20 protein-coding genes and 1 pseudogene are annotated in these 19,357 nt (G+C 65.5%); 13 read left to right on the forward strand and 8 right to left on the reverse strand.

Annotated elements, in window-relative coordinates:
* Window positions 1–24 precede the first annotated feature (24 nt).
* The 6 genes from ON19_RS44265 to ON19_RS34530 all read left to right on the forward strand — a co-directional run bounded on the left by ON19_RS44265 (window position 25) and on the right by ON19_RS34530 (window position 5,812).
* On the forward strand, window positions 25–207 hold the full coding sequence (locus tag ON19_RS44265; RefSeq protein ID WP_255218452.1) for a hypothetical protein: 183 nt from the start codon (window positions 25–27) through the stop codon (window positions 205–207).
* A gap of 62 nt (window positions 208–269) precedes the next feature.
* The gene (locus ON19_RS34510; protein WP_227954789.1) at window positions 270–1,070 is read left to right on the forward strand and encodes a tyrosine-type recombinase/integrase; all 801 of its coding nucleotides are present in this window, start codon (window positions 270–272) and stop codon (window positions 1,068–1,070) included.
* A 128-nt stretch (window positions 1,071–1,198) separates the two neighbouring features.
* Entirely contained in the window at window positions 1,199–2,239 is a 1,041-nt protein-coding gene (locus tag ON19_RS34515) for a tyrosine-type recombinase/integrase (RefSeq protein ID WP_083899851.1), read from the forward strand.
* Window positions 2,239–2,574, forward strand: a complete 336-nt coding sequence (locus tag ON19_RS34520; protein ID WP_174377761.1) for a helix-turn-helix domain-containing protein — start codon at window positions 2,239–2,241, stop codon at window positions 2,572–2,574. The genes ON19_RS34515 and ON19_RS34520 overlap by 1 nt, the downstream gene beginning before the upstream one ends.
* The gene (locus tag ON19_RS34525) at window positions 2,571–4,997 is read left to right on the forward strand and encodes a site-specific integrase (RefSeq protein WP_043702736.1); all 2,427 of its coding nucleotides are present in this window, start codon (window positions 2,571–2,573) and stop codon (window positions 4,995–4,997) included. Before ON19_RS34520 ends, ON19_RS34525 begins: the two co-directional genes overlap by 4 nt.
* An 8-nt stretch (window positions 4,998–5,005) precedes the next feature.
* Window positions 5,006–5,812 carry a nucleotidyltransferase domain-containing protein gene (locus ON19_RS34530; protein ID WP_043702738.1) on the forward strand — a complete coding sequence of 269 codons (807 nt, stop codon included), beginning with the start codon at window positions 5,006–5,008 and terminating at the stop codon, window positions 5,810–5,812.
* Between the two features lie 90 nt (window positions 5,813–5,902).
* Here ON19_RS34530 and ON19_RS42565 read toward each other — a convergent pair whose 3' ends face one another.
* From ON19_RS42565 to ON19_RS34540, 3 genes are all read right to left on the reverse strand, one after another.
* A complete protein-coding gene (locus tag ON19_RS42565) occupies window positions 5,903–6,046 on the reverse strand; it encodes a hypothetical protein (RefSeq protein ID WP_157230001.1) in 144 nt (47 codons plus the stop codon).
* Window positions 6,047–6,427: 381 nt separating this feature from the next.
* Window positions 6,428–7,048, reverse strand: a complete 621-nt coding sequence (locus ON19_RS34535) for a cysteine hydrolase family protein (protein WP_043702741.1) — start codon at window positions 7,046–7,048, stop codon at window positions 6,428–6,430.
* On the reverse strand, window positions 7,041–8,507 hold the full coding sequence (locus tag ON19_RS34540) for an APC family permease (RefSeq protein WP_157230002.1): 1,467 nt from the start codon (window positions 8,505–8,507) through the stop codon (window positions 7,041–7,043). Before ON19_RS34540 ends, ON19_RS34535 begins: the two co-directional genes overlap by 8 nt.
* Before the next feature lie 111 nt (window positions 8,508–8,618).
* Here ON19_RS34540 and ON19_RS34545 point away from each other — a divergent pair, with 111 nt between their 5' ends.
* Window positions 8,619–9,329 (forward strand): TetR/AcrR family transcriptional regulator, encoded by a 711-nt coding sequence (locus ON19_RS34545; RefSeq protein ID WP_043702747.1) that lies wholly within the window; start codon window positions 8,619–8,621, stop codon window positions 9,327–9,329.
* Window positions 9,330–9,507: 178 nt separating this feature from the next.
* Here ON19_RS34545 and ON19_RS45140 read toward each other — a convergent pair.
* Both ON19_RS45140 and ON19_RS34550 read right to left on the reverse strand, forming a co-directional pair.
* Window positions 9,508–9,644, reverse strand: a pseudogene (locus tag ON19_RS45140) (molecular chaperone DnaJ); the annotation flags it as partial.
* Window positions 9,578–9,808: a hypothetical protein gene (locus ON19_RS34550; RefSeq protein ID WP_157230003.1), complete on the reverse strand. Its 231-nt coding sequence runs from the start codon at window positions 9,806–9,808 to the stop codon at window positions 9,578–9,580. The gene ON19_RS34550 and the pseudogene ON19_RS45140, both read right to left, overlap by 67 nt.
* A gap of 510 nt (window positions 9,809–10,318) precedes the next feature.
* Between ON19_RS34550 and ON19_RS41085 the strand changes: the two genes are divergently transcribed.
* A protein-coding gene (locus ON19_RS41085; RefSeq protein WP_372478688.1) for an IS5 family transposase occupies window positions 10,319–11,139 on the forward strand; the annotation gives its coding sequence in 2 pieces (ribosomal slippage) (window positions 10,319–10,661 and window positions 10,661–11,139; 822 coding nt in all).
* Window positions 11,140–12,027: 888 nt separating this feature from the next.
* On the opposite strand, the gene ON19_RS34570 is transcribed toward ON19_RS41085, so the two are convergent.
* On the reverse strand, window positions 12,028–12,636 hold the full coding sequence (locus tag ON19_RS34570; RefSeq protein WP_043702762.1) for a TetR/AcrR family transcriptional regulator: 609 nt from the start codon (window positions 12,634–12,636) through the stop codon (window positions 12,028–12,030).
* A 125-nt stretch (window positions 12,637–12,761) separates the two neighbouring features.
* Here ON19_RS34570 and ON19_RS34575 point away from each other — a divergent pair, with 125 nt between their 5' ends.
* The 5 genes from ON19_RS34575 to ON19_RS34595 all read left to right on the forward strand — a co-directional run bounded on the left by ON19_RS34575 (window position 12,762) and on the right by ON19_RS34595 (window position 17,478).
* Complete coding sequence (locus ON19_RS34575) at window positions 12,762–13,877, forward strand: Rv3169 family protein (RefSeq protein ID WP_043702764.1); 1,116 nt, start codon at window positions 12,762–12,764, stop codon at window positions 13,875–13,877.
* Window positions 13,877–14,905 carry a phosphotransferase family protein gene (locus tag ON19_RS34580; protein ID WP_043702768.1) on the forward strand — a complete coding sequence of 343 codons (1,029 nt, stop codon included), beginning with the start codon at window positions 13,877–13,879 and terminating at the stop codon, window positions 14,903–14,905. Before ON19_RS34575 ends, ON19_RS34580 begins: the two co-directional genes overlap by 1 nt.
* Window positions 14,906–14,959: 54 nt before the next feature.
* Window positions 14,960–15,556, forward strand: a complete 597-nt coding sequence (locus tag ON19_RS34585; RefSeq protein ID WP_227954791.1) for a TetR/AcrR family transcriptional regulator — start codon at window positions 14,960–14,962, stop codon at window positions 15,554–15,556.
* A 99-nt stretch (window positions 15,557–15,655) separates the two neighbouring features.
* Window positions 15,656–16,669 (forward strand): TIGR03617 family F420-dependent LLM class oxidoreductase, encoded by a 1,014-nt coding sequence (locus tag ON19_RS34590; RefSeq protein WP_043702774.1) that lies wholly within the window; start codon window positions 15,656–15,658, stop codon window positions 16,667–16,669.
* Window positions 16,666–17,478 carry an enoyl-CoA hydratase/isomerase family protein gene (locus ON19_RS34595; RefSeq protein WP_043702778.1) on the forward strand — a complete coding sequence of 271 codons (813 nt, stop codon included), beginning with the start codon at window positions 16,666–16,668 and terminating at the stop codon, window positions 17,476–17,478. Before ON19_RS34590 ends, ON19_RS34595 begins: the two co-directional genes overlap by 4 nt.
* 220 nt (window positions 17,479–17,698) lie before the next feature.
* Here the strand turns inward: ON19_RS34595 and ON19_RS42575 are convergent, their stop codons facing one another.
* A complete protein-coding gene (locus ON19_RS42575) occupies window positions 17,699–17,932 on the reverse strand; it encodes a hypothetical protein (protein ID WP_157230004.1) in 234 nt (77 codons plus the stop codon).
* A 971-nt stretch (window positions 17,933–18,903) separates the two neighbouring features.
* Entirely contained in the window at window positions 18,904–19,353 is a 450-nt protein-coding gene (locus ON19_RS34600; RefSeq protein ID WP_227954792.1) for a Cif family virulence factor, read from the reverse strand.
* Window positions 19,354–19,357 lie beyond the last annotated feature (4 nt).

Consider the following 19,357-nt stretch of genomic DNA (forward strand, 5'->3'; position numbering starts at 1 on the left):
GCGCAGGGGAACAGCCCGAACTCGGTGCGCAGCTACGCGTTTGCGTTGTTGCGGTGGTGGCGCTGGCTACACGCGGTCGAGGTCGAGTGGGACCGGGCAACAGCGACCGAGACCCGAGATCTCGTTCTGTGGTTGGGCTTTGACTCGAAGCCGAGAACCTCGCCGCGGACTCGGTCGCTGGCCACGGCCGGAACGGTCAACCCCTGACGCGGAAGCGGTATCTGGATGATCGCTACGCCGCGCGTACGATCAGGCACTCGAATGCGGTGGTGCGTGCGTTCTATGAGTTCTGGATCGAAATCGGTGTGGGCCCCTTGATCAACCCCGTGCCGCTCGCCCGCCGTAGCGGCCGCGCGAACGCACATCACAACCGTCTTGAGCCGCACCGTCCCGGAGGCCGGATCCGCTACAACCCGAAGCTGCCCAGACGCCCGCCCCGCGAGATCGCGGACCCGCAGTGGCAGGCGTTGTTCGCGGCGTTGCGATCGAATCGGGACCGTGCGGTGCTGGCTCTGGCGGTCAGCACCGCGGCGCGTGCCCAGGAGATCTTGGGAATGCGGGTGGCGGACGTGGACTGGGGTGAGCAGCTTGTCCAGGTGATCCGCAAGGGAACGCGAGCGAGCCAGTGGCTTCCGGCCAGCGCGGAGGCGTTCGTCTGGCTGCGGCTCTATCTCGCCGAGCTCGATGCCCCGTTGGATCCGAGACAGCAGCTGTGGCGGACACTGCGGCGCCGCGACCGTGGCGCGGGATCCCAGTACCAGCCGATGAGTTACGACACGCTGCGCAAGGTTCTCACCCGCGCCAACGCGGCGTTGGGGACGAACTGGTCGATGCACGACGCCCGCCATACATGCGCGCTGAGGATGGCGCGTGATGAGAATCTGGACGCCAGCGACGTGCAGATCATCCTGGGCCACGCGCATCTGTCGACCACTGCCGACATCTACTTGCTCTCTCGGGAATTGCATCAAACGGGCGAAATCTGCTGGTTGCCTGATGGAGAGCGTGGTCGAAACTACCGGGGAGGCGGCGTGGAAATGCCTGTTGGCCAGCCTGTTTGCCTCGACTAGCCCATTTGATGCATGATTCTCGCACTATTCGGTGGCGCGAGGAGGGTGGGTTGCGGCAGGTCGATCTCGCTGGGGCGGCTCATCTGGAGCTGGTGTCCGGGGTGGCGCAGTTACGTCCGCAGGATGCGATGGCGGAAGCGATGTTTCGCGGTTGGCGCGCTCAGCAGGCGGCGCGTGGTCTGCGGGAGGAGACGGTTACGGCCCGGGAGAACCTGGTCCGGCGGTTCATGGAGTTCGTCAATGACTACCCGTGGGAGTGGACCCCGGCGCATATCGATGAGTGGTCGCTGTGGCTGACCAGCGAAAAGCGTTTGGCGCCGTCGACGATCCGCGGTTATCAGGGCGGGTTGCGGCTGTTCAGCGAGTACCTGATCGATGGCCGATACGGGTGGGCGGTGGCATGTGAGGATGCGTTCGGGACATATCCGGTGGCGATTTGCCACGAGTGGAACACGATCGCTCATCTCAACGACTACGAGGGCCGGCCGGAATCGCGGCCGTTCACTCGGGAGGAGATCCAGCGGTTCCTGGACTATGCCGACGATCAGGTCGAGCGGGCGGTGCGGTCGAAACGCAAAGGGGCACTGGTCGCTTACCGTGATGCCACGATTTTCAAGGTCATATATGGATGGGGCCTACGCCGTTCCGAGGCTGCGAAGCTGGACCTGGTGGACTTCGGCCGTAATCCGAAGGCGCCGCAGTTCGGCCGGTACGGCACGCTCAACGTCCGCTATGGGAAGGCGAAGCGAGGGCAGCCGGCGCGGCGGCGGAATGTGTTGGCGGTGATGGATTGGGCGGTGGAGGCGGTCGCCGACTACGTCGAGAACGTGCGGCCGCGGTTCGGCTGCCCGGAGCATCCGGCGCTCTGGGTCACCGAGCGTGGTGGGCGGATCAAGCCCGCGGAGATCAATGCCCGGTTCGTCGCCTACCGGGATGCGCTGAAGCTCCCGAAGGAATTAGTCGTGCACAGCGCACGACACGCGTATGTCACTCACCTCACCGAAGATGGGGTTGACCGGCGGTTTATCCAATCGCAGGTTGGGCACGAATGCGACAGTTCCACGGCGATCTACACCCACGTCAGCTCCGACTACATGAACACCGCACTGGCGAAGGCGCTCGCACCTGCGCTCGCATCGACCGCCGTTGCGGCAGACAAGGACCGATGATGCCCGCCAAGCTCGACTACCACTGGCACCTTCGCAAGGTCATGGCAGACCGGGGTATGTTCCAGACCACCGATCTGCTCGAGCCGCTCGCAGATCGTGAGATCGTGCTCTCGTCGAGCCAGGTCTACCGGCTCGTGGTCGAACGCCCCGAACGGCTGAGCCTGAAGATCCTGATGGCGTTGCTGGACATCCTCGACTGCACAATCGACGATCTGATCGAGCCGGTGGTCTCCGCGCAGGCTGCCGCTCGCACGAAGAAGGCGGTCGGCGGCGAAACCAGCCTCGGAGACCTGCGCCCGAAACGGGCTCGCGTCCGCGGCGCCAGCCCGCGGTGACCAGCGCCGACCACGACCGGGTGGTCTCGGACCCGATCGGGTTCATGACGGACCTGATCGCGGCCGTCGACGGTCGGTGCGAGCCTCAACAGATCCGAACCGTGGTATCGGTCATCGCGGGCGGACGAGCCAAATCGCGGCGTCTGGCGGCCTTTCTCGCCGAGCGGCCCGGCGTGTTGACCGATGGACGGTCCCCGGCGCCTCGGGCCATCGGCGACCTGCTGATCGAGTTGCGGAAGGTCGGGGCAATGGTCGCCCAGCCTGTCTGCGCCGACTGCGGAAAGCCGATGCGGACCCTGCAACGTCGCGGCCAGGATTGGTACTGCGGGCCCTGCTGCCAGCGTCCACTGCCCTGCGCCGGCTGCGGCAAGCTCAAGCACGCCTCGACCCGTGATCGCGCGGGACAGCCCCGCTGCGCGCAATGCCCCGACCGTGACGACCGCGATCCGATCTCGATCATCCATGCCGTCGTCGCCGAACTGGATCCCGCCGTCGAACGCGGTGTCATCGCCGTTGCGGTCGGCAAGCTCGCATCCCGGCCCAACCATCAGCGCCGAATCGGCTGGGCTTTGGAAGCCCAACCCGAATTACTGACCGGCGCTGGGCATCTCGCGCCGGTCCGCGCGATCGTCCCACTGATCGAGGCCCTTCACGCGGCAGGGGTCGCCGGGATCGTGCGGCCGTCCTGCCCGCGTTGCCACCGCGTCGTCCACATCGACAAACCGCTGGACGGGCAACGCGTCTGCCGCACCTGCATCGCCCGCACCCGCATCGAGGAATGCTCACGCTGCGGTGTTCACCGCGAGCCCGCGACTCGTGACGACCATGGTCGGGCGATCTGCCCGAACTGTTTGGTCACCGACCCGGACAACCTCGAAGTCTGTCTCAACTGCGGGCGCCGCCGCCCGGTCACCCTGCGAACGCCTGACGGGCCGATCTGCGGCCCCTGCCCGCCCCTGCCGATCGCATCGTGCTCGATCTGCGGGGAGGAAAAACCTTGCGGCACATCCCGGACAACCGGCCGCCCATGGTGTCCTTCCTGCCAGCAGCTCACGGCACGATGCAGCTCCTGCGGCCGGACCGCCGCCGTCATCTCTGGCACCCTCGCCCGGCCACGCTGCGGGGACTGCACCACCCGCAACCTCTGGCACGACTGCCCGACCTGCAGCGATCCGTCCTATCCGCATCCGGGCCAATGCGTTCGCTGTCTGATCAACCAGCGCCTCAACGAGATCCTCGGCCCACCCTCGGAATCGCTTCACCCCGGTCTGCAGGCGCTGCGGCACAACATCGCCACCGCTGAACACCCCATCACCGCGATGCGATGGCTGAAGAAGAAGTCCGTCGCTCCGGTCGTGGCCGACCTCGCGGCCGGCCGCCGCGAGGTGACTCACGAGGCCCTCGATGAACTTCCCGACAGCCCACCCCTCGCGCACCTACGGCAAGTCCTCATCGGTGTCGGCGCCCTGCCGCAACGCGATGAACACATGGTCCGCATCCAGCGATTCACCGACCAGATCCTGGCCGCCCAGACCGACCCGGAACAACGGCAGGTGCTGCACCGCTACATGGTCTGGCAACTGATCCGGCGGCTCCGGCAACGCAACAACGGACGTGTCACCACCATCCAGCAGTTCAACTCGGTGCGCCAACGCAGCTACGCGGCGATCGCCTTCCTGGACTGGCTCACCGCACACGACCTCACACTCGCCACCTGCGGGCAGGCCGACCTCGACCGATGGCTCACCGACGACACCGCGACAAACCGGGAACCGGCAGGTCATTTCATCCGGTGGGCCCACAAGAACAAGCTGACCAGCGTCCGTGTCGGCGCCCGCCGCTGGATGGGCCCCACCCGGCCCCTCGAGGACGAGCACCGCTGGATCACCGCGCGCCGCCTGCTGCACGACGACACCCTCAAACCCGACGACCGGCTGGCGGGCCTGCTGGTACTTCTTTACGCCCAAACCACGGCGGCGATTTCCCGGCTGACCGTCCTCGACCTCGAAACCGAAGCCGACCCCGTCCGGCTACACCTGGGCAGCTCACCCATACACCTGCCCGAACCGGTCGCCGACCTCGCCCGAACCGTTGCGGCAAATCGCAAGGGCCACGCGACAATCGGCGCGCTGACTCCATCGATCTGGCTGTTCCCCGGCGGACAGCCCGGTCGGCCCATCAGCACCAGCCATCTCACCCAGCGATTGAAACGACTCGGCATCCGCCCGGGCGCGGCCCGAAGCACCGCACTGTTCCAGCTCGCCACCGAGATCCCCGCCGCAATCCTAGCCCGCACCCTCGGCATCCACACCGACGTCGCCGTCGCCTGGCAGCGACTTTCCGCCGGAGACTGGACCAGCTACGCCGCCGACATCAGCCAGCGATCGAAATCGGTGGACCCTGAGCGGGAAACGCCTGCATAGTTCCTGGCATGCACACCGAAGGACTGGACGCCGAGGGATACATCACGCGCGAAGGTTCGCTGAGCCGGGTCCAACCGGAATTCACAGCAGTTGTGGACCACGCACGCACCCTGATCGCCGACACCTTCGACAACACCCGCATGCACAGCGCTTACCTCTACGGCAGCATCCCACGCGGCACCGCCAAACCGGGGACATCCGATCTGGACCTGCTGATCGCGCTACACGATGAGCCCAGCGATCACGACCGGCTCGACGCCGACACACTGGCAGCCGACCTAGACACTTCTTTCGGTCAAATCAACGGTGCCGGAATCGAACTCGCCAGCACGAGCAAGCTACTCAGTGACCTGGAACGCTACAACCTCGGCTGGTTCGTCGCCTGCTTATGCACCCCACTACTGGGCGACGATCTCGCCGGCCAACTACCCCGATACCGCCCCACCGCGGTGCTCGCCCGCGAAACCAACGGAGACCTCGACCAAGCACTCCAACGCTGGCGTCACCAACGCTCAGCCGAACTCACCGATCCCCAATACCGACGACTCAGCCGAACCGCAGCCCGCAAGATCGTCCGCACCGGCCTGACACTGGTCATGCCCCGCTGGGGCGGCTGGACCAGCGACCTCGACCGATCCGCTGAAATCTTCGGCCACTACTACCCCGAACGCGCACAGCAGATGCGACTGGCCGCCAGCATCGCCCGCACACCAGCCACCGACCCCACCCTGCTCGACCTGATCATCGATGATCTCGCCGTCTGGCTGGCCACCGAATACCACACAGTCCACGGAGCCAAAACCCCCCGCACCTGAACCAGCTACACCACAGCTGAGACCCACGACCGACACGGATCAGTGAGAAGCCGTGACGCGCGAGCATTCGGACGGTTTGAATATCCGACGTCACCATTTGTCGAGGACCAGGCTCAGATCGTGTCGCGAGTGCAGCGTCATCTCGCCGAGCGACGCGCGGTGCCACCACCGTTGCCGGCCGCCGGTGTTCAGGGCTACGACGACAGCGATCTCACGATCTTGTTTGGAGGACAACTGTGAGCACTAGGACGACTGCGCAGCCGCCCGCGACGAAGCCCTGGCATGCGGCAGCGAAGCTGGCCAGCATCGATCGGATAAGCCAGCGCTCTGACGGCTCCACCCTGACCGCATTGGGCATGCCGGAAACGAAGACATCCGCGTCGGCGCAGGCGGCGTCACCGCACGTGGTTCCGCCGAGCTGAGTTCGAGGGCCTCAGTGCCTCGTAGTAGCACCGTTCTGGACTGCCGTGGATGACTCTGCGCCAGACCTGCGACTGTTCCAACTGGGTCGGGCCGACCGAGTTGGAACTGTCGGAAACCCTGCGTGGTTTGATCGCGAACCTCGGCACGAACGCGAGAACCGACATGCACGCCGCCCGAACCATCTGTTTGCCGTCACTGAGCCGCGGCCGTTGACCGGCGGCCGCCTCGTACCCTGCCATCGAGCAGTTCCGTTGCGGCGGCGAGACTGATGACCGAGTCACGTTGCAAATAGCTCATGGCGTTCAGCGCGGAGTGATGCGCTGGCTCCGACGATCCGTAGACCGCGTCGGCCACAACTCGGAAGTGGTAGTCGTTCTGGTGGGCGTCAACGGCGGTGTAGTGCACACACACATCGGTCAGGCCTCCCGAGAGGATGACGGTGCTGGCTTTGTATCCACGCAGGATCGTGTCGAGATCGGTGTTGAAGAAGGCCGAGTAGCGCCGCTTGCGTACTTCGTACTCGTCCGGCCGGGGCCCGAAGTCGTCGATGAACCCCGCCCCGGGAGTGCCCTCGATGCAATGCAGATCCTCTACACCGTCGATCTCCCGACCGAGGTCGGTGAGCGTGGGGTGATGAACTTCGCGGATGAAGATGACCGGGATCGAGGCACGACGAGCGCTGTGTACAAGGCTGCGGATCGCAGAGATCTCCGGTGCGTCGAGTCCGTTATCGGTGGTCGGGACGAAGTCGCGCTGCACATCGATGCAGATGAGGACGACGTCGGACGTCGCAGGGGCAGGTAGTTCACGCATCGGTACCGATCCTTTGACTTGTTCGACGGTAGCGAAGGAACACAGTGGCGCCGAGAACGCCGGTGAGCAGGTACATCAGCAGGCATCCCCACTCGACGTACCAGGTGGCGCCGACGTCACGCGGCCATGAGATGTTGATGATTTGCAGAAGCAGCCATAGCGTGGCGACCGCGTTGACAATCAGTCCGCCGAGTTTGCCCAGTCTGAATACTCCAGGGGTCCACATTCCACGGACGCGAGTGAACAGCATTGCGGCCACAGGAAGGAAGAAGGCGATGTAGAAGCCGCCTGTGGACATAGCGATCATCACATCGTAGAAGTCGAATCCGACAGCGAGAATCAACAGGCTGCACGTTGCCACCGAAGTCGAGGTCAAAGCGTTGCGCGGCAATCGATCTCGGCCGGACAAACGCGTCAGTGCCGCTGAACCCGGCAGCGATCGCTGGACGGCCATCGCGTGCACGCTGCGCGACAGAGCAGTGCTCACCGCGGCGATCCCGGCAGCGAACCCGATCGATACGACCACCGACATCGGCACGACGACCGCGCTACCCAGATTGGACAACAACGTCTCCACGACCGAATCATCGATCGATCCGGCCGCCACGGCCTCGAGATCAGGGACCGCCAGGATCAAAGCCAACCCGGCGTACATCACGGTTGCTGCGACCAAGACCAGCGAAGCGATCTGTGCCAGCGGTACGTTGCGCCCGGGGTTCTTCACCTCGGCGGCAAGGTCGCCTGCGCTTTCGAAACCGATGAACGCCCATCCGACTACCGCAACCGCGGCGAGAAACGGTCCGACAGTGAAAGCCATTCCGCCATCGTCGAATCCGGACCACAGGACCGAGAGGCTGTTGTGTCGGTGGAAGGCGAGCAGAACCGTCCCGACAAAGAGGCTGCCTATCACCTCGCACGCAATCGACAGCGCGATGAACACCCTGAGCAGGCGCCGGTCGAGACTGTTCACCAGAGTAGCGATGATCATGAATCCCACCGCGAAAGCCAGCCGCATCCCGGTTCCGGGGTTGTCCAACCCGAACACCGCGGCGGCAAAAGTACTGGCGGCGAATGCAGCGGCGGCATTGAGTGTGATGAGCGTCCAGATATAGACCCACCCGGTCAGCCACCCGTAGCTCTCGCCCACCAATCTTTTCGACCAGGCGTAAACGCCACCCTCTTCTGGCCACCGGCTCGACAACTCACCGAAGACCAAAGCCACGAGCAGTTGACCACCGAGGATAACCACAAACGCCCACCAGAACGATGGCCCTGCGATACCCAACGCGATATCGAAGATCGCGTACAGCGCAATGATCGGCGAGATGAACGCGAAAGCGATTCCGAAAACAGAACTCAAACTGAAGTCGCGGAGGTCGTCGCTGACGGCGCCGGGCTCATCGCGACGAGTATGAGGCACTGACGTTCCAGCGATCGCACTATGACTTTTATTGATCACCCGACCTATATTCAAGACTTGTCGCGACGCGGCAATGTCGTCTGCGTTACGAACGCATGAAGCGAGGTAACTATCAGATGACCCTGAACTGCCTTATGACACCATGAACTCGTGGAGACACGAGGTCGAGGGCGCCCCCGCGCGAGCATCCCGACACGCGCAGGCGGTAACACGCGTAGTGAGATTCTCGACGCGGCAGCAGAGTTGATTACGACCCAGGGTTTCGGGGCGACCAGCACCCGACAGATCGCCGACGCCGTCGGGGTGCGCCAGAATGTGCTCTACCATCATTTCGCATCGAAAGACGACCTTCTCGGCACACTGCTAGAGGCACTCATCCGGCCTGCGCTCGACGCCGCCCGCGCGCTGTCTACGTACCCCGCTGCCGACGCGGTCGACCGCGCAGCGCGTCTGTACGCTCTGTCGCTCTACGACTCCCAGGTGCTAGCCACCTGGAAGTGGAACCTCGGCGTGCTGTTCTTCTTACCCGAAGCCCATTCAGCGGTCTTCGACTCGGCACTGAACATGCGCCGCGCGCTGAGGCAATTCCATGTCGACTTCGCTGCCGAGGTCGCAGACGACACAAAAAGCGGACCCGTCGACGATCACACATTTCGACTAGTCGAATCCGTCGCCAACATCCGGGCCGACGGCACACTCACACCGGATAGTCCGCGCCACCTAGCCGTGGCATGCCTGCGCCTAGCCGGATGGACTACCGACTTGGACCACGTCATCGACCGGGCGAACCACCTACTGGAAAACATTGACGCACGCATCACTGCCACCGCCCCCCAGGCAGGGAGTCAAGGTCTCGAGTAGCCACCCCGCAGGGGGTGGCCTTTCCAGCCGCGCCATGTCAAGTTTGATCGACAGAATCTCAGTTATCGGTGCAGATCGGTTGTGAAACAACGCATTCTGAGCCGCCGACACGGGGATCGGCTGCTCGAGGACTTGCCGTTTCTCGTTCGAGCAGGATCCAAGCGCTGGGGCAGTGGCATCCGTCGGATCGCACTGGAGCGGACTCGACCGCACCGGCGCCGCGGCAGGGGGGCACGAACGCGCGGTCATCACCTGACCGCGGAAGCAACGCTGCACCGACTGAACTTCGATTGCGCCACCGCAGGTTTCGCAGCGCTCCGATGCTCGGCCATCGCGGCCTTGAACTCCGGGGAGTCGAACGGATTACCCGCATCCAGGTCCGCGGTGCGTACCAGACTGGAGTTGGGTTGCGACAGTATGTGTTCACCGAGGGCTGCCAGGTCGGTTTCCAGGTCGGTGATGTCGTAGGTGCCGGTCACCGGCAGCTGCGCCACACTGGGCGGGAACAGCAGCAAAACCCCCGTCGCGTGTTCGGGCCTGGGTGAACATCTGCGCGGCCTCGGCGATCTCCTCGGCGGGCAGCAACCCCCACAGCGCCGACACCAGACGCCTTCCAGCTCCGATAACTCACCTTCGGCGGCGGCTTTCGCGGCCGCATGTAACCCGGCACCGAGTAGCAGCTACCCCGCACCAGTGCTCTCTGCGGCTCGTTGAGTGCGGGTGGTCCCGTCCAGAATCGCCGCCAACCCGGGCTCGGCGTTCCTCGGGGGACGAATCCCACGGTCGCGCAACGGGGTTCGGAAGACCCCGTATCGGTGCCGTCTTCGACGGCGCGTGGATCGGAATCTTGCTCGACAGACATAGCCATTTCCTCGTTCATCGAGGACCCCCCCACCCACACGCCAACGCGACGAGTAAGAGCTCCTAACAGAATGATCGTGGTGTGGTTTTGATCTCGTCGGTTGTTGATTGTCTGGCGGGAGGTTGGTGTGGCCCAGCGCAGGCCGTGGGAAGTCGAGGACGGGCTGTGGGAGCGTATCGAGCCACTGTTGCCGACGGTCGAGCGGCGCTTCCGCCATCCTGGGCGTAAACGGCTTGACGACCGAAAGGCGTTGTGCGGCATCCTGTTCGTGTTGTACACCGGAATCCCATGGGAGTTCTTGCCCCAAGAGCTGGGGTACGGTTCCGGCATGACCTGCTGGCGTCGGCTGCGGGACTGGCACGAGGCGCGGGTGTGGCAGCGGCTGCACGAACTGCTGCTGGCCGATCTGAACGCTGCCGGACTGATCGACTGGTCCCGCGCCGCCGTCGACGGTTCGCACGTCCGAGCGTTAAAAGGGGGCCGAAAACCGGTCCGAGTCCGGTCGACCGCGCCAGGACTGGTTCCAAGCACCATGTGATCTGCGAGGGAGGCGGTATCCCGCTGGCGGTGACGCTGACCGGCGGGAATCGCCACGACGTCACCCAACTCGACCCGCTGATCGAGGCGATTGCCCCGGTGCGAGGACGACGGGGGCGGCCCCGTCAGCGCCCCAGCGAGCTCTACGCCGACCGCGCCTACGACTACGCCATACACCGCGCCCGGGTACGTGCCAAAGGGATCAAACCCCGCTTCGCTCGCCGCGGCACCGACCACGGCTCCGGGCTGGGGGTCTATCGATGGGTCGTAGAGCAGACCATCGCACTGCTGCACTGGTTCCGCCGTCTGCGCATCCGCTGGGAGATCCGCGACGACATCCATGAAGCCTTCCTCAGCATCGCTTGCAGCATCATCTGCTGGCGCCGGCTCAAGAACAACTCAATCTGTTAGGAGCTCTAAGTACGCGCAGCGGACCGTTGCGGCCCCGGGCACCTCAAACTCCCGCGACGATCTTCCCAAACGAGAGCTCGCCACGAGGCACTTCGCGCCCAAATCTGCCGCAGCGGGTTTACCTCACCCGCCCAGCGCGATCCGTAGGCCGGGGCGGCCCGGACGACGCCAGCATCGGCGGCGGCCGCTGCACATCGGCAGCTTTGGGGAAATTCCAGTTAAGTATCGAAGCGATGAATTGGCCGCCTATGAGTCGGCGCTGCACACGTCGCTGGATCACCTGGCGACCGGCTGACCGTCGAATCGGTCAACGAGCTCGAGGACCTGCCGACACCACTGTTTTCGCTGCTGTTGCCGTCCGTCGCGAACATGCGCGGCGATCACCCCGCCGCGATCCTCACGTCATCGGTGCGCGAGCTCTGTACCTGCTCGGGATCGAAGGCGCCCGTCTCGACGACCTGCATGACCGAGGAGCTGCCCATACTGGATGCCATCGCACTGTCGCGGTGCCGCGGCAGTTGATCTCCAGCTTGATCGTGTTCACCTCGCGCGGATGAGGGTCGTCGGCGATGTCGGTGAGTTCGACGCCGCCGCACCCGGCCTCGTCGGCACTGAACAGGTACGGCACGCCGTTGTAGGAGACGGGAACGTTCTGCTGGGTCGCCCAGCCGTCGGTCCAGGTCAGCCGGGCGATGACCGGCACGGGGGTCGGGCCGCTGCACCGCGGAGGTGTCCAGGACAGTCGATCCGCCCCTGTTGTCCAGACAGAGGCGGTTTCCTGCGGCGCGCAGACCCATGCAGTGCATGGGCGGGCCCGGCATGGGCCTGCCAGAGCACACGGGGTCGGCCGGTTCGGTCAGGTCGACGGCGCTGACGATGCCAGGGATCTCATGTCGTACTTTCGTGGTGGATGGCCAGGGTGACCAGGGCGGCGGCGGTCTGGCGGCAGAATTGTTCGCCGTCCTCGTCGCCGCGCGTGAGGGCGCGCAGCAGCGTTGCGCCGCGCAGGAATTCGAAGAGCAGGTCGGGATCGCAGCCGGGGGAGACCTGGCCTGAGTCGATCGCCGCGTCGATGGTTCCGCGCAGGGCAACCCGCGCGGGACCCTCGCCGCGCTCGCGCAGCCGTCGGTAGCTCTGCTCGTCGTCGTGATAGGCCGAGAGCAGGCCGGGGATGCCGGAGCGAGCCGCGGGGTGGGTGGCGGCGGCGAAGAACAGCCGGGTCCACGCGAGCAGATCCGCGGCGATGTCACCGGTGGGCTGCACGACCACACCGGTCTCGAGCGCGAAGATCGCGTCCTCCACGAGGTGGATCTTGTTCGGCCACCGACGGTAGATCGAGGTGGCGACCACCCCGGCCCGGCGCGCTACGCCCTGGATCGTCGTGGCCTGAAAACCCTGTTCCACCAGCAGTTCCTGGGTGGCCCGAAGCACCTGCTCGTCCAGCTGCGGGTCACGTGGGCGGCCGGGTCCTGGCCGGACATCGCTCTGTTCGGTCACCGATCACTCCTCCTTCGATGTGGGCCGAGCGTAGCCGAGATCGGATCTTTTTAAAAACGCTTCATTGTGTATTTGAATTAGCTAACTTGAAACGTGTTCCACCCCCACTCTCGAAGGAAACGCCCATGCTGACCCCCCAGGACGAACTGCTCTGCCATCAATTGCCGACCACCTTCGACCACGTCGTCCAGAGCGATTTGCGCTGGACGGAGCGCATCGTGCTCTACGGCTTCGACACCACCGGCCGGGTCAGCGTCATGACCGGCATGGCCCGCTACCCCAACCGCAATGTCATGGACGCCTACGCGATGGTCACCGTCGACGGCAAGGCGCACGTGACTCGCCTGTCCCGCGAGATCGGCGGCAACTACGACGACCTAGGCGCCTGGCAGGTCGGCCCCTATCGCTACGAGATCACCGAGCCGTTGCGCGGGGTGCGGGCCACTCTGGCCGACAACGACCACGGTGTCCGCCTCGAACTGAAGTTCTCTGGCCAGTTCCCCGCCTACGAGCAGGAACCCGCCTTCTTCCGCACTCGCGGCCGCGTCCGCGAGGACGCGCGACGCTATTACCAGAACGGCGAGATCTCCGGCTGGCTCGAGGTCGACGGCGAACGCATCGACATCGATCCGAGCACCTGGTGGTTCGGTCGCGACCACTCGTGGGGCACCAGGCACGGTGGTGGCGGTGGCAGCCTTGGGGAGGGCGCCGGCCTGCAGCCCTCCGAGATCCCGGACGGTGTTCTGTACTTCATGGGCATCTTCCAGTTCGACGACGAGCTGGTGCATTTCGCGCAGCGCGAGACCGCCGACGGGCAGCGCTGGCACTTCGAGGGCTCCATCCAGCAGCCCATCGAGGCACACGCGCCGACCGTGCCGATCGTCGGCGTGACCCACGAACTCGAGTTCCGTGACGACTTCCGAATCGTGTCGGCGGGCACCTTCACCGTGGACGCCGCCGACGGCACCACCCGTTCGTTCTCCGTCACCCCGATCTCGGACTTCTGGCCCGGGCTGGCCGGCTACGACATGTATCGCGGCTACGCCTCCGGTATCTGGAAGGGTCCGTCCTACAGCGACGGCTTCACCGTCGATCTGAACGACACCGACGAACTGCGTCAGGTCAGCATGCTCACCGAGACCTTCTGCAAGGTCGAGAGCAGCGATGGCAAGGTCGGCTACGGCCTGGTGGAGATGGTGTTCATGGGTCGCAATGCCCGGTACGGATACGAGGGCTACTGATGACCGCTCGACCCGAGGCAGCCGATCTGCCGACCGCCGTCGTCTCGGTGCTGCGCGCCGGATTTCCCGGCGCGGACTCGGTCCGGGTGGCGAACTGGTCGGCCAGCCCGCGCGGGCTGGCAACCGAGACCTTCCTGTTCGACCTCGAACGCGACGACGACGAGCCGGTGCCGCTGGTGCTGCGCCGACCGCCGGAGGTGGCGTTGTTTCCCGACTACGACCTGCTGCGACAGGTGCTGGTCATGCGCCGGCTCGCCGACACCACCCTCCCGGTTCCCGCTGTCCGCTGGCTGGATCGCGACACCGACGCCCTCGGTAGTCCGTACTTCGTGATGGACCGGATCGAGGGCAGCGCACCCGGTGACCTGCCGTCCTATCACTCCGCCGGGCTGTACTTCGACGCCGAGCCGGCCCAGCGTACGAAGATGTGGTGGGGCTGTGTCGACACCATCGCCGAGATTCACCAGCTCGACTGGCGCACACTGAATCTGGACTTCCTGTCGTTTCCGCAATTCGGTACCGCACCGCTCGAGCAGATGATCGGTTACGTCGACGCCGCGCTCGACTGGGCGTCGGCCACCCAGCCGCCCGCGCTGCGCCGGGCCGTGGACTGGCTACGCGCCAATCTGTACGAACCGGAATACGTCACGCTGTGCTGGGGCGACGCCCGCATGTCGAACATTCTCTACGACAGCGAATTCCGGGTCACCGGCGTGCTCGACTGGGAGATCGCCTACATCGGCGACCATGAGGCCGACCTCGCCTGGATGCTGTTCCTGGATTGGGCGTGCTCGGAATTCCAGCACACCGATCGACTTCCGGGAACGCCCACCCGGGAGGAGACGATCGTGCGCTACGAGGAACGTAGCGGGATGACGGTGCGCAACCTGCGCTACAACGAGATACTGGCTGCCGTCCTGCTCAGTATCCCGTTGCTGCGGATGGCCCACCGGTTGCAGCTGCCGCCGGAGATCGATGTGACCGCGTTCTGCGTCGCTCGGATCGAGCAGCTGCTGATCGACGCGTAGGTGCGACCGTGGGTCGCGGCGGATCAGAATTACGTTACAGATTAGTATGTAATGGTGACTTCGGAGACTTCGCCGCGCCCCGGTCGGCCGCGTGATGCCGACAAAGACCTCGCCGTGCTCATCGCGGCACGGCAGTTGCTGGCCGAAGTGGGGTACCCGCAGACCACGGTCGTGGCAATCGCCAAGCGCGCCGGGGTGAACTCACCGGCCATCTATCGGCGCTGGCCGACTCGCCAGGCCCTGCTGGAGGAGGCGATTCATGGTCCGGGCGCGTACGCGCCGCCCGAGCCGACTGGGGACCTGCGTGCCGACCTGGCAACCTGGGTGCGCATCTTCCTCGCTCGCGCGGACAGTCCGGCCGCGCGGGCCGGGGTGCCGGGCCTGCTGGCCGATTCGCAGACCAAGGAGGCGCGGCGGCGCCTGTTGGCGATCGGGACACCGGTGCGCAAGGCGTTCGCCGAATTGCTCGCCGGCGCGGTCGACGACGGCCGGATCGCGCCCGGCGCCGATGCCGAACTCGTCTTCGAGATACTCGCTGGGACAACGACATTCCACGCGCTCTCGCGGGGTAGCGAAGAGGCCGAGCTGTTCGTGTCGAGGATGGCCGATGCGCTGTACGCGCTCGTGACCGCGGCGACGGACCTCGACTGAGTCCCGTATGCGGAGCTTCGGCCTGTGACACCCGCTGAATAACGTTACATGCTACTATGTAATTATGATCGCAGTGCTGCCGCAGATCCTGGCGGATCGATGAAGGTCGATCTCCAACTGAACGGTCGTCCGGACGGAGCCGTCTCGCAGGCAGCCGAACTGGTCGCGTGCGGCGCCGACGGCCTGTTCACCTTCGAGAGCCCCCACGATGTCTTTCTCCCGCTGACCCTGGCGGCGACCAGCGCCGAACCCGTCGACCTGATGACCAATGTCGCCATCGCTCTTCCGCGCAGCCCGGTGCACCTGGCGCACGCGGCCTACGATCTGCAACTGCTCAGCCGCGGCCGGTTCCGGCTGGGCCTCGGTTCGCAGACCCGCGCGCACATCGGCAAGCGGTACGGCGCCACGTGGTCGCGGCCGGCGGCACGGATGCGGGAGATGGTGCTGGCGGTCAAAGCCGTCCTCGACTCCTGGCAGAACGGCACCCCACTGCGCTTCGAGGGCGAATTCACCCGGCACACCCTGATGCCGCCCACTTTCGATCCCGGCCCCAATCCCTATGGGGTGCCGCAGATCTGCCTCGGCGCGCTCGGCCCGATCATGACCAGAACCGCGGCCGAGGTAGCCGACGGGCTCTTGGTCATGCCGTTCAACAGTGCCCGCCATTTCGCCGAACGCACTCTGCCCGCCATCGAGGAGGGCCTGGCGCGTGGCGGTCGCGATGCCGCGGACCTGTCGATCTATCCGCAGGTGATCGTCGCGATGGGCCGGACCTCCAGTGAACTCGAGGCCGCCGCCGTCGGTGTCCGTCGGCTGCTCGCCTTCTACGGCTCGACACCGGCCTACCGTCCGGTCCTCGATGTCGAGGGCTGGGGTGAGCTCCAGCCCGAACTGAACGCGCTGTCCAAGCGCGGCCAGGTCACCGCCATGACCGAGCTGATCGATCACCGAATGCTGCAGACCCTCGCCGTTTACGGCACGCCCGAAGAGTGCGCCGCCGAGATCGTGGCGCGATTCGGTGCGGTCGCCGACCGGATCTGTTGCTATTTCCCGGGTTACGCCGTCGCCGCCGCACACATCAGAGATCTGGTCGCCGAATTGCAGGTCGCATGAGCGGCGTGCGAATCGACATCGCCGATGGCATCGCGGTGGTGACCTTGGACCGGCCCGAGCGCCGCAATGCCTTCACCGCTGCGATGGGACGCGCGCTCGGACGGGCGTACCGCGATCTGGACGCCGACGACGTGGTCCGGGTCATCGTGCTGACCGGCGCCGTCCCGGCCTTCTGTACCGGAGCGGACCTGAGCGGCGGTGCGATGACGTTCGACAAGCCCGACAGCGTGGCCTTCTCCGCGTCGCCGGTCGACCCGCCCGCCTTCGCCCTGCGAAAACCGGTGATCGCCGCGGTGAATGGGCACGCGATCGGCATCGGGCTGACCCTGGCGATGCAGGCCGACATCCGCTTGGTCGCCGACGACGCCCGCTACGCCATTCCTCAGGTGCGCCTCGGCGTCGTGCCCGACGCGATGGCGCACTGGACCCTGGCCAAGGTCGCGGGGATGTCGGTCGCGGCCGACATCCTCTTGTCGGGAAGGACCTTCGACGGTGCGGAAGCGGTGCGGCTCGGCCTCGCTACCCGGTGCCTACCCGCCGCCGACGTGCTGCCTGCCGCCCTTGCGCTGGCCGCCGACATGGCCGCCAATGTCGCACCGATGTCCGCGTCATTGAGCAAAAGATTGTTGTGGGACACCGCGATCCACGGCTACGACCCCAACCGCGTCGCCGATCTGGAAACCGAACTGCACCGGCGGGTCATGGGCAGCCCCGACGCCGCGGAAGGAATACGCGCCCGGCTCGACCGCCGCAAACCGGTGTGGTCTGCCCGGCTCTCGAGCGAGTGGCAGGACTTGCCGCAGCACTGACCTGCCGATCGGACACGCAGGGGAAGCGAAGTGGGGTGACCTGTGGTCGTGCGGGCAGGAACTCTCAGCGCCAACGCGATGCTCCTAGAGGATCGCTCAGCCAGCCGGAACCCTGTCAGTCAGCCAGAACCCGCAGCCCCGGCGAAACCCGCTCGGGTGCCGCTCATTCATCTCGAAACCATGCGGTGCCGACAAGGTCCACAGCCATCGCCGCAGTGCACTACGGTTCAGTGTGGCTCAGCAGGCCCGTCCACCCGTGGTGAATCGGGATCACCGTTGCGACCACTGTCGGGCTCACCTTCGGTGCCTGATCTCTCGCCTGCAGTTTTTCCGATTCGGCGCGGTTTGGCCATGCGCCGGATGCCGACGGCCGGAGCATCGTCACCAGCTCGTTTGCGCCGCAACGCGTCGAGATGGACGACACTCCCACCAGGCTCGGCACTGCCTGGATCATCCTGTGGAGCGGAGTGCCGCGTCGCGCCGGGGTCGACCGGCCACCACCCTGTCTCCCGCTGCAGTTCCGATCGCATCACAGGCTTGGTCGGTGCAGGGTCATAGACGGAGCCACCTTCCGAGCGCCAAGGTTTGTGGCGACCGTCACCGGCCTCTTCCGCCACGCGCCGCGGGCGACGCGGTAGTCGGGTGACTTTCGACGTGCCGTCTCCCGCTCCGAGAATCTCCACAGCCTTCATTCCTTCTGCTTGCTTCCTGCGCAACCGTTCCAGCTCATCGAACCTCTGCCCGCCGGGCCCTGGCAAGGATTCCCGTCCCGGCACTTCCCGCTCCGACATCGAGCTAGCAGCCGACGAGGTCCACTGCACCCGTCGGCGCCACTACCGCTGGCACGCCGCGCCGATGATGTTCGAACCTATTACTGATCGCGTCGCTCACGTCCGTATTCTCCCTCAATAGGTCAACCACTGAGCACCGAAGCCAGGCCCGCGCCGCCGCGAGCCTTGTGGGAGCTACACCGGCGCGAGGTAGAGCCGCACCAAGGCGACGTAGCCGCGGTCATCCAGCAGCACGGTCGCACCGACCCCGCCCTTGGGGGTTCCGGTAGTAATCACCGAAAATCGGGCGGATATGGCGTAGCTGCTGGTGATCGCGGCAGGTGAGGACCCCGATAGCGCGGATCGACCAGGCAGTGACAGCGGTTGCCCCGATCGTGGCGATCTGGGGGCGGCGTCCGGATCTGGCACCTCGCGCTCGGGCGGCGGCCAGTCTCTCGCGGGTGAGTTCGTTTTGCAGGTCGCCGGGCGCCGGCTCACCTGAGTCCGCTGGACGACTGGACTTGCAGACCGAGGCCCAGTCTGTCTACCGGGCCTCGGTTAGCTTCAACGACTTACTGGTCGAGAGGATCTTATGCAACGCCGAGGACTCGGCGGCATCGACTACCGCGTATGAGACTTGCCCTACGCGAGTAGATCATGAGCTGGATTCGGTTCGTTGGGGTGGATCCGTGATCGGCGTGTTCTGTGCCCCTGCGAGCCACCATCTGCCATCCTTCTCGATCAGCACGTACATGGCGATCTCGGAGAATCCGCTCGCTTCGGCGGCGAGCCTGCGGATCTGGGTCAGCACGACCCCTGGCGCGGGCGAAGTCGCGCCGACAACTTCGAAGTGTGACGGCGGCGCAACCTGGGCTTTCATCAAGCGGCGGTGAATGGCGTTCAATTCGGAGTAGCCGGTTACTGACGCACCATATGGACTGCCCCACACCACATCTGCCGCGAAAGCAGCGTCGTAGCCGTCCGCGTCGCCTGCCGCGCCTGACTGTTGCAGCCCTTCGGCGAACCGTGAAGCTACCTCGTGAGCCGTGGTGGCGCGCGAGGGATCACCGAGAGTAGGTCGGGTTTGCATTCTGGCTTGCTCCAATCCT

It is taken from the genome of Nocardia abscessus NBRC 100374 (assembly GCF_000308455.1).
GTDB classification, from domain to species: domain Bacteria; phylum Actinomycetota; class Actinomycetes; order Mycobacteriales; family Mycobacteriaceae; genus Nocardia; species Nocardia abscessus.

Excerpts from the sequence above, each read along its gene's own strand:
- ON19_RS34515 (WP_083899851.1), top strand. The coding sequence starts at position 1,199 with ATGGCGGAAGCGATGTTTCGCGGTTGGCGCGCTCAGCAGGCGGCGCGT.
- ON19_RS34520 (WP_174377761.1), top strand. The coding sequence starts at position 2,239 with ATGCCCGCCAAGCTCGACTACCACTGGCACCTTCGCAAGGTCATGGCA.
- ON19_RS34530 (WP_043702738.1), top strand. The coding sequence starts at position 5,006 with ATGCACACCGAAGGACTGGACGCCGAGGGATACATCACGCGCGAAGGT.
- ON19_RS34535 (WP_043702741.1), bottom strand. The coding sequence starts at position 7,048 with ATGCGTGAACTACCTGCCCCTGCGACGTCCGACGTCGTCCTCATCTGC.
- ON19_RS34575 (WP_043702764.1), top strand. The coding sequence starts at position 12,762 with ATGCTGACCCCCCAGGACGAACTGCTCTGCCATCAATTGCCGACCACC.
- ON19_RS34580 (WP_043702768.1), top strand. The coding sequence starts at position 13,877 with ATGACCGCTCGACCCGAGGCAGCCGATCTGCCGACCGCCGTCGTCTCG.
- ON19_RS34590 (WP_043702774.1), top strand. The coding sequence starts at position 15,656 with ATGAAGGTCGATCTCCAACTGAACGGTCGTCCGGACGGAGCCGTCTCG.
- ON19_RS34595 (WP_043702778.1), top strand. The coding sequence starts at position 16,666 with ATGAGCGGCGTGCGAATCGACATCGCCGATGGCATCGCGGTGGTGACC.
- ON19_RS42575 (WP_157230004.1), bottom strand. The coding sequence starts at position 17,932 with ATGATCCAGGCAGTGCCGAGCCTGGTGGGAGTGTCGTCCATCTCGACG.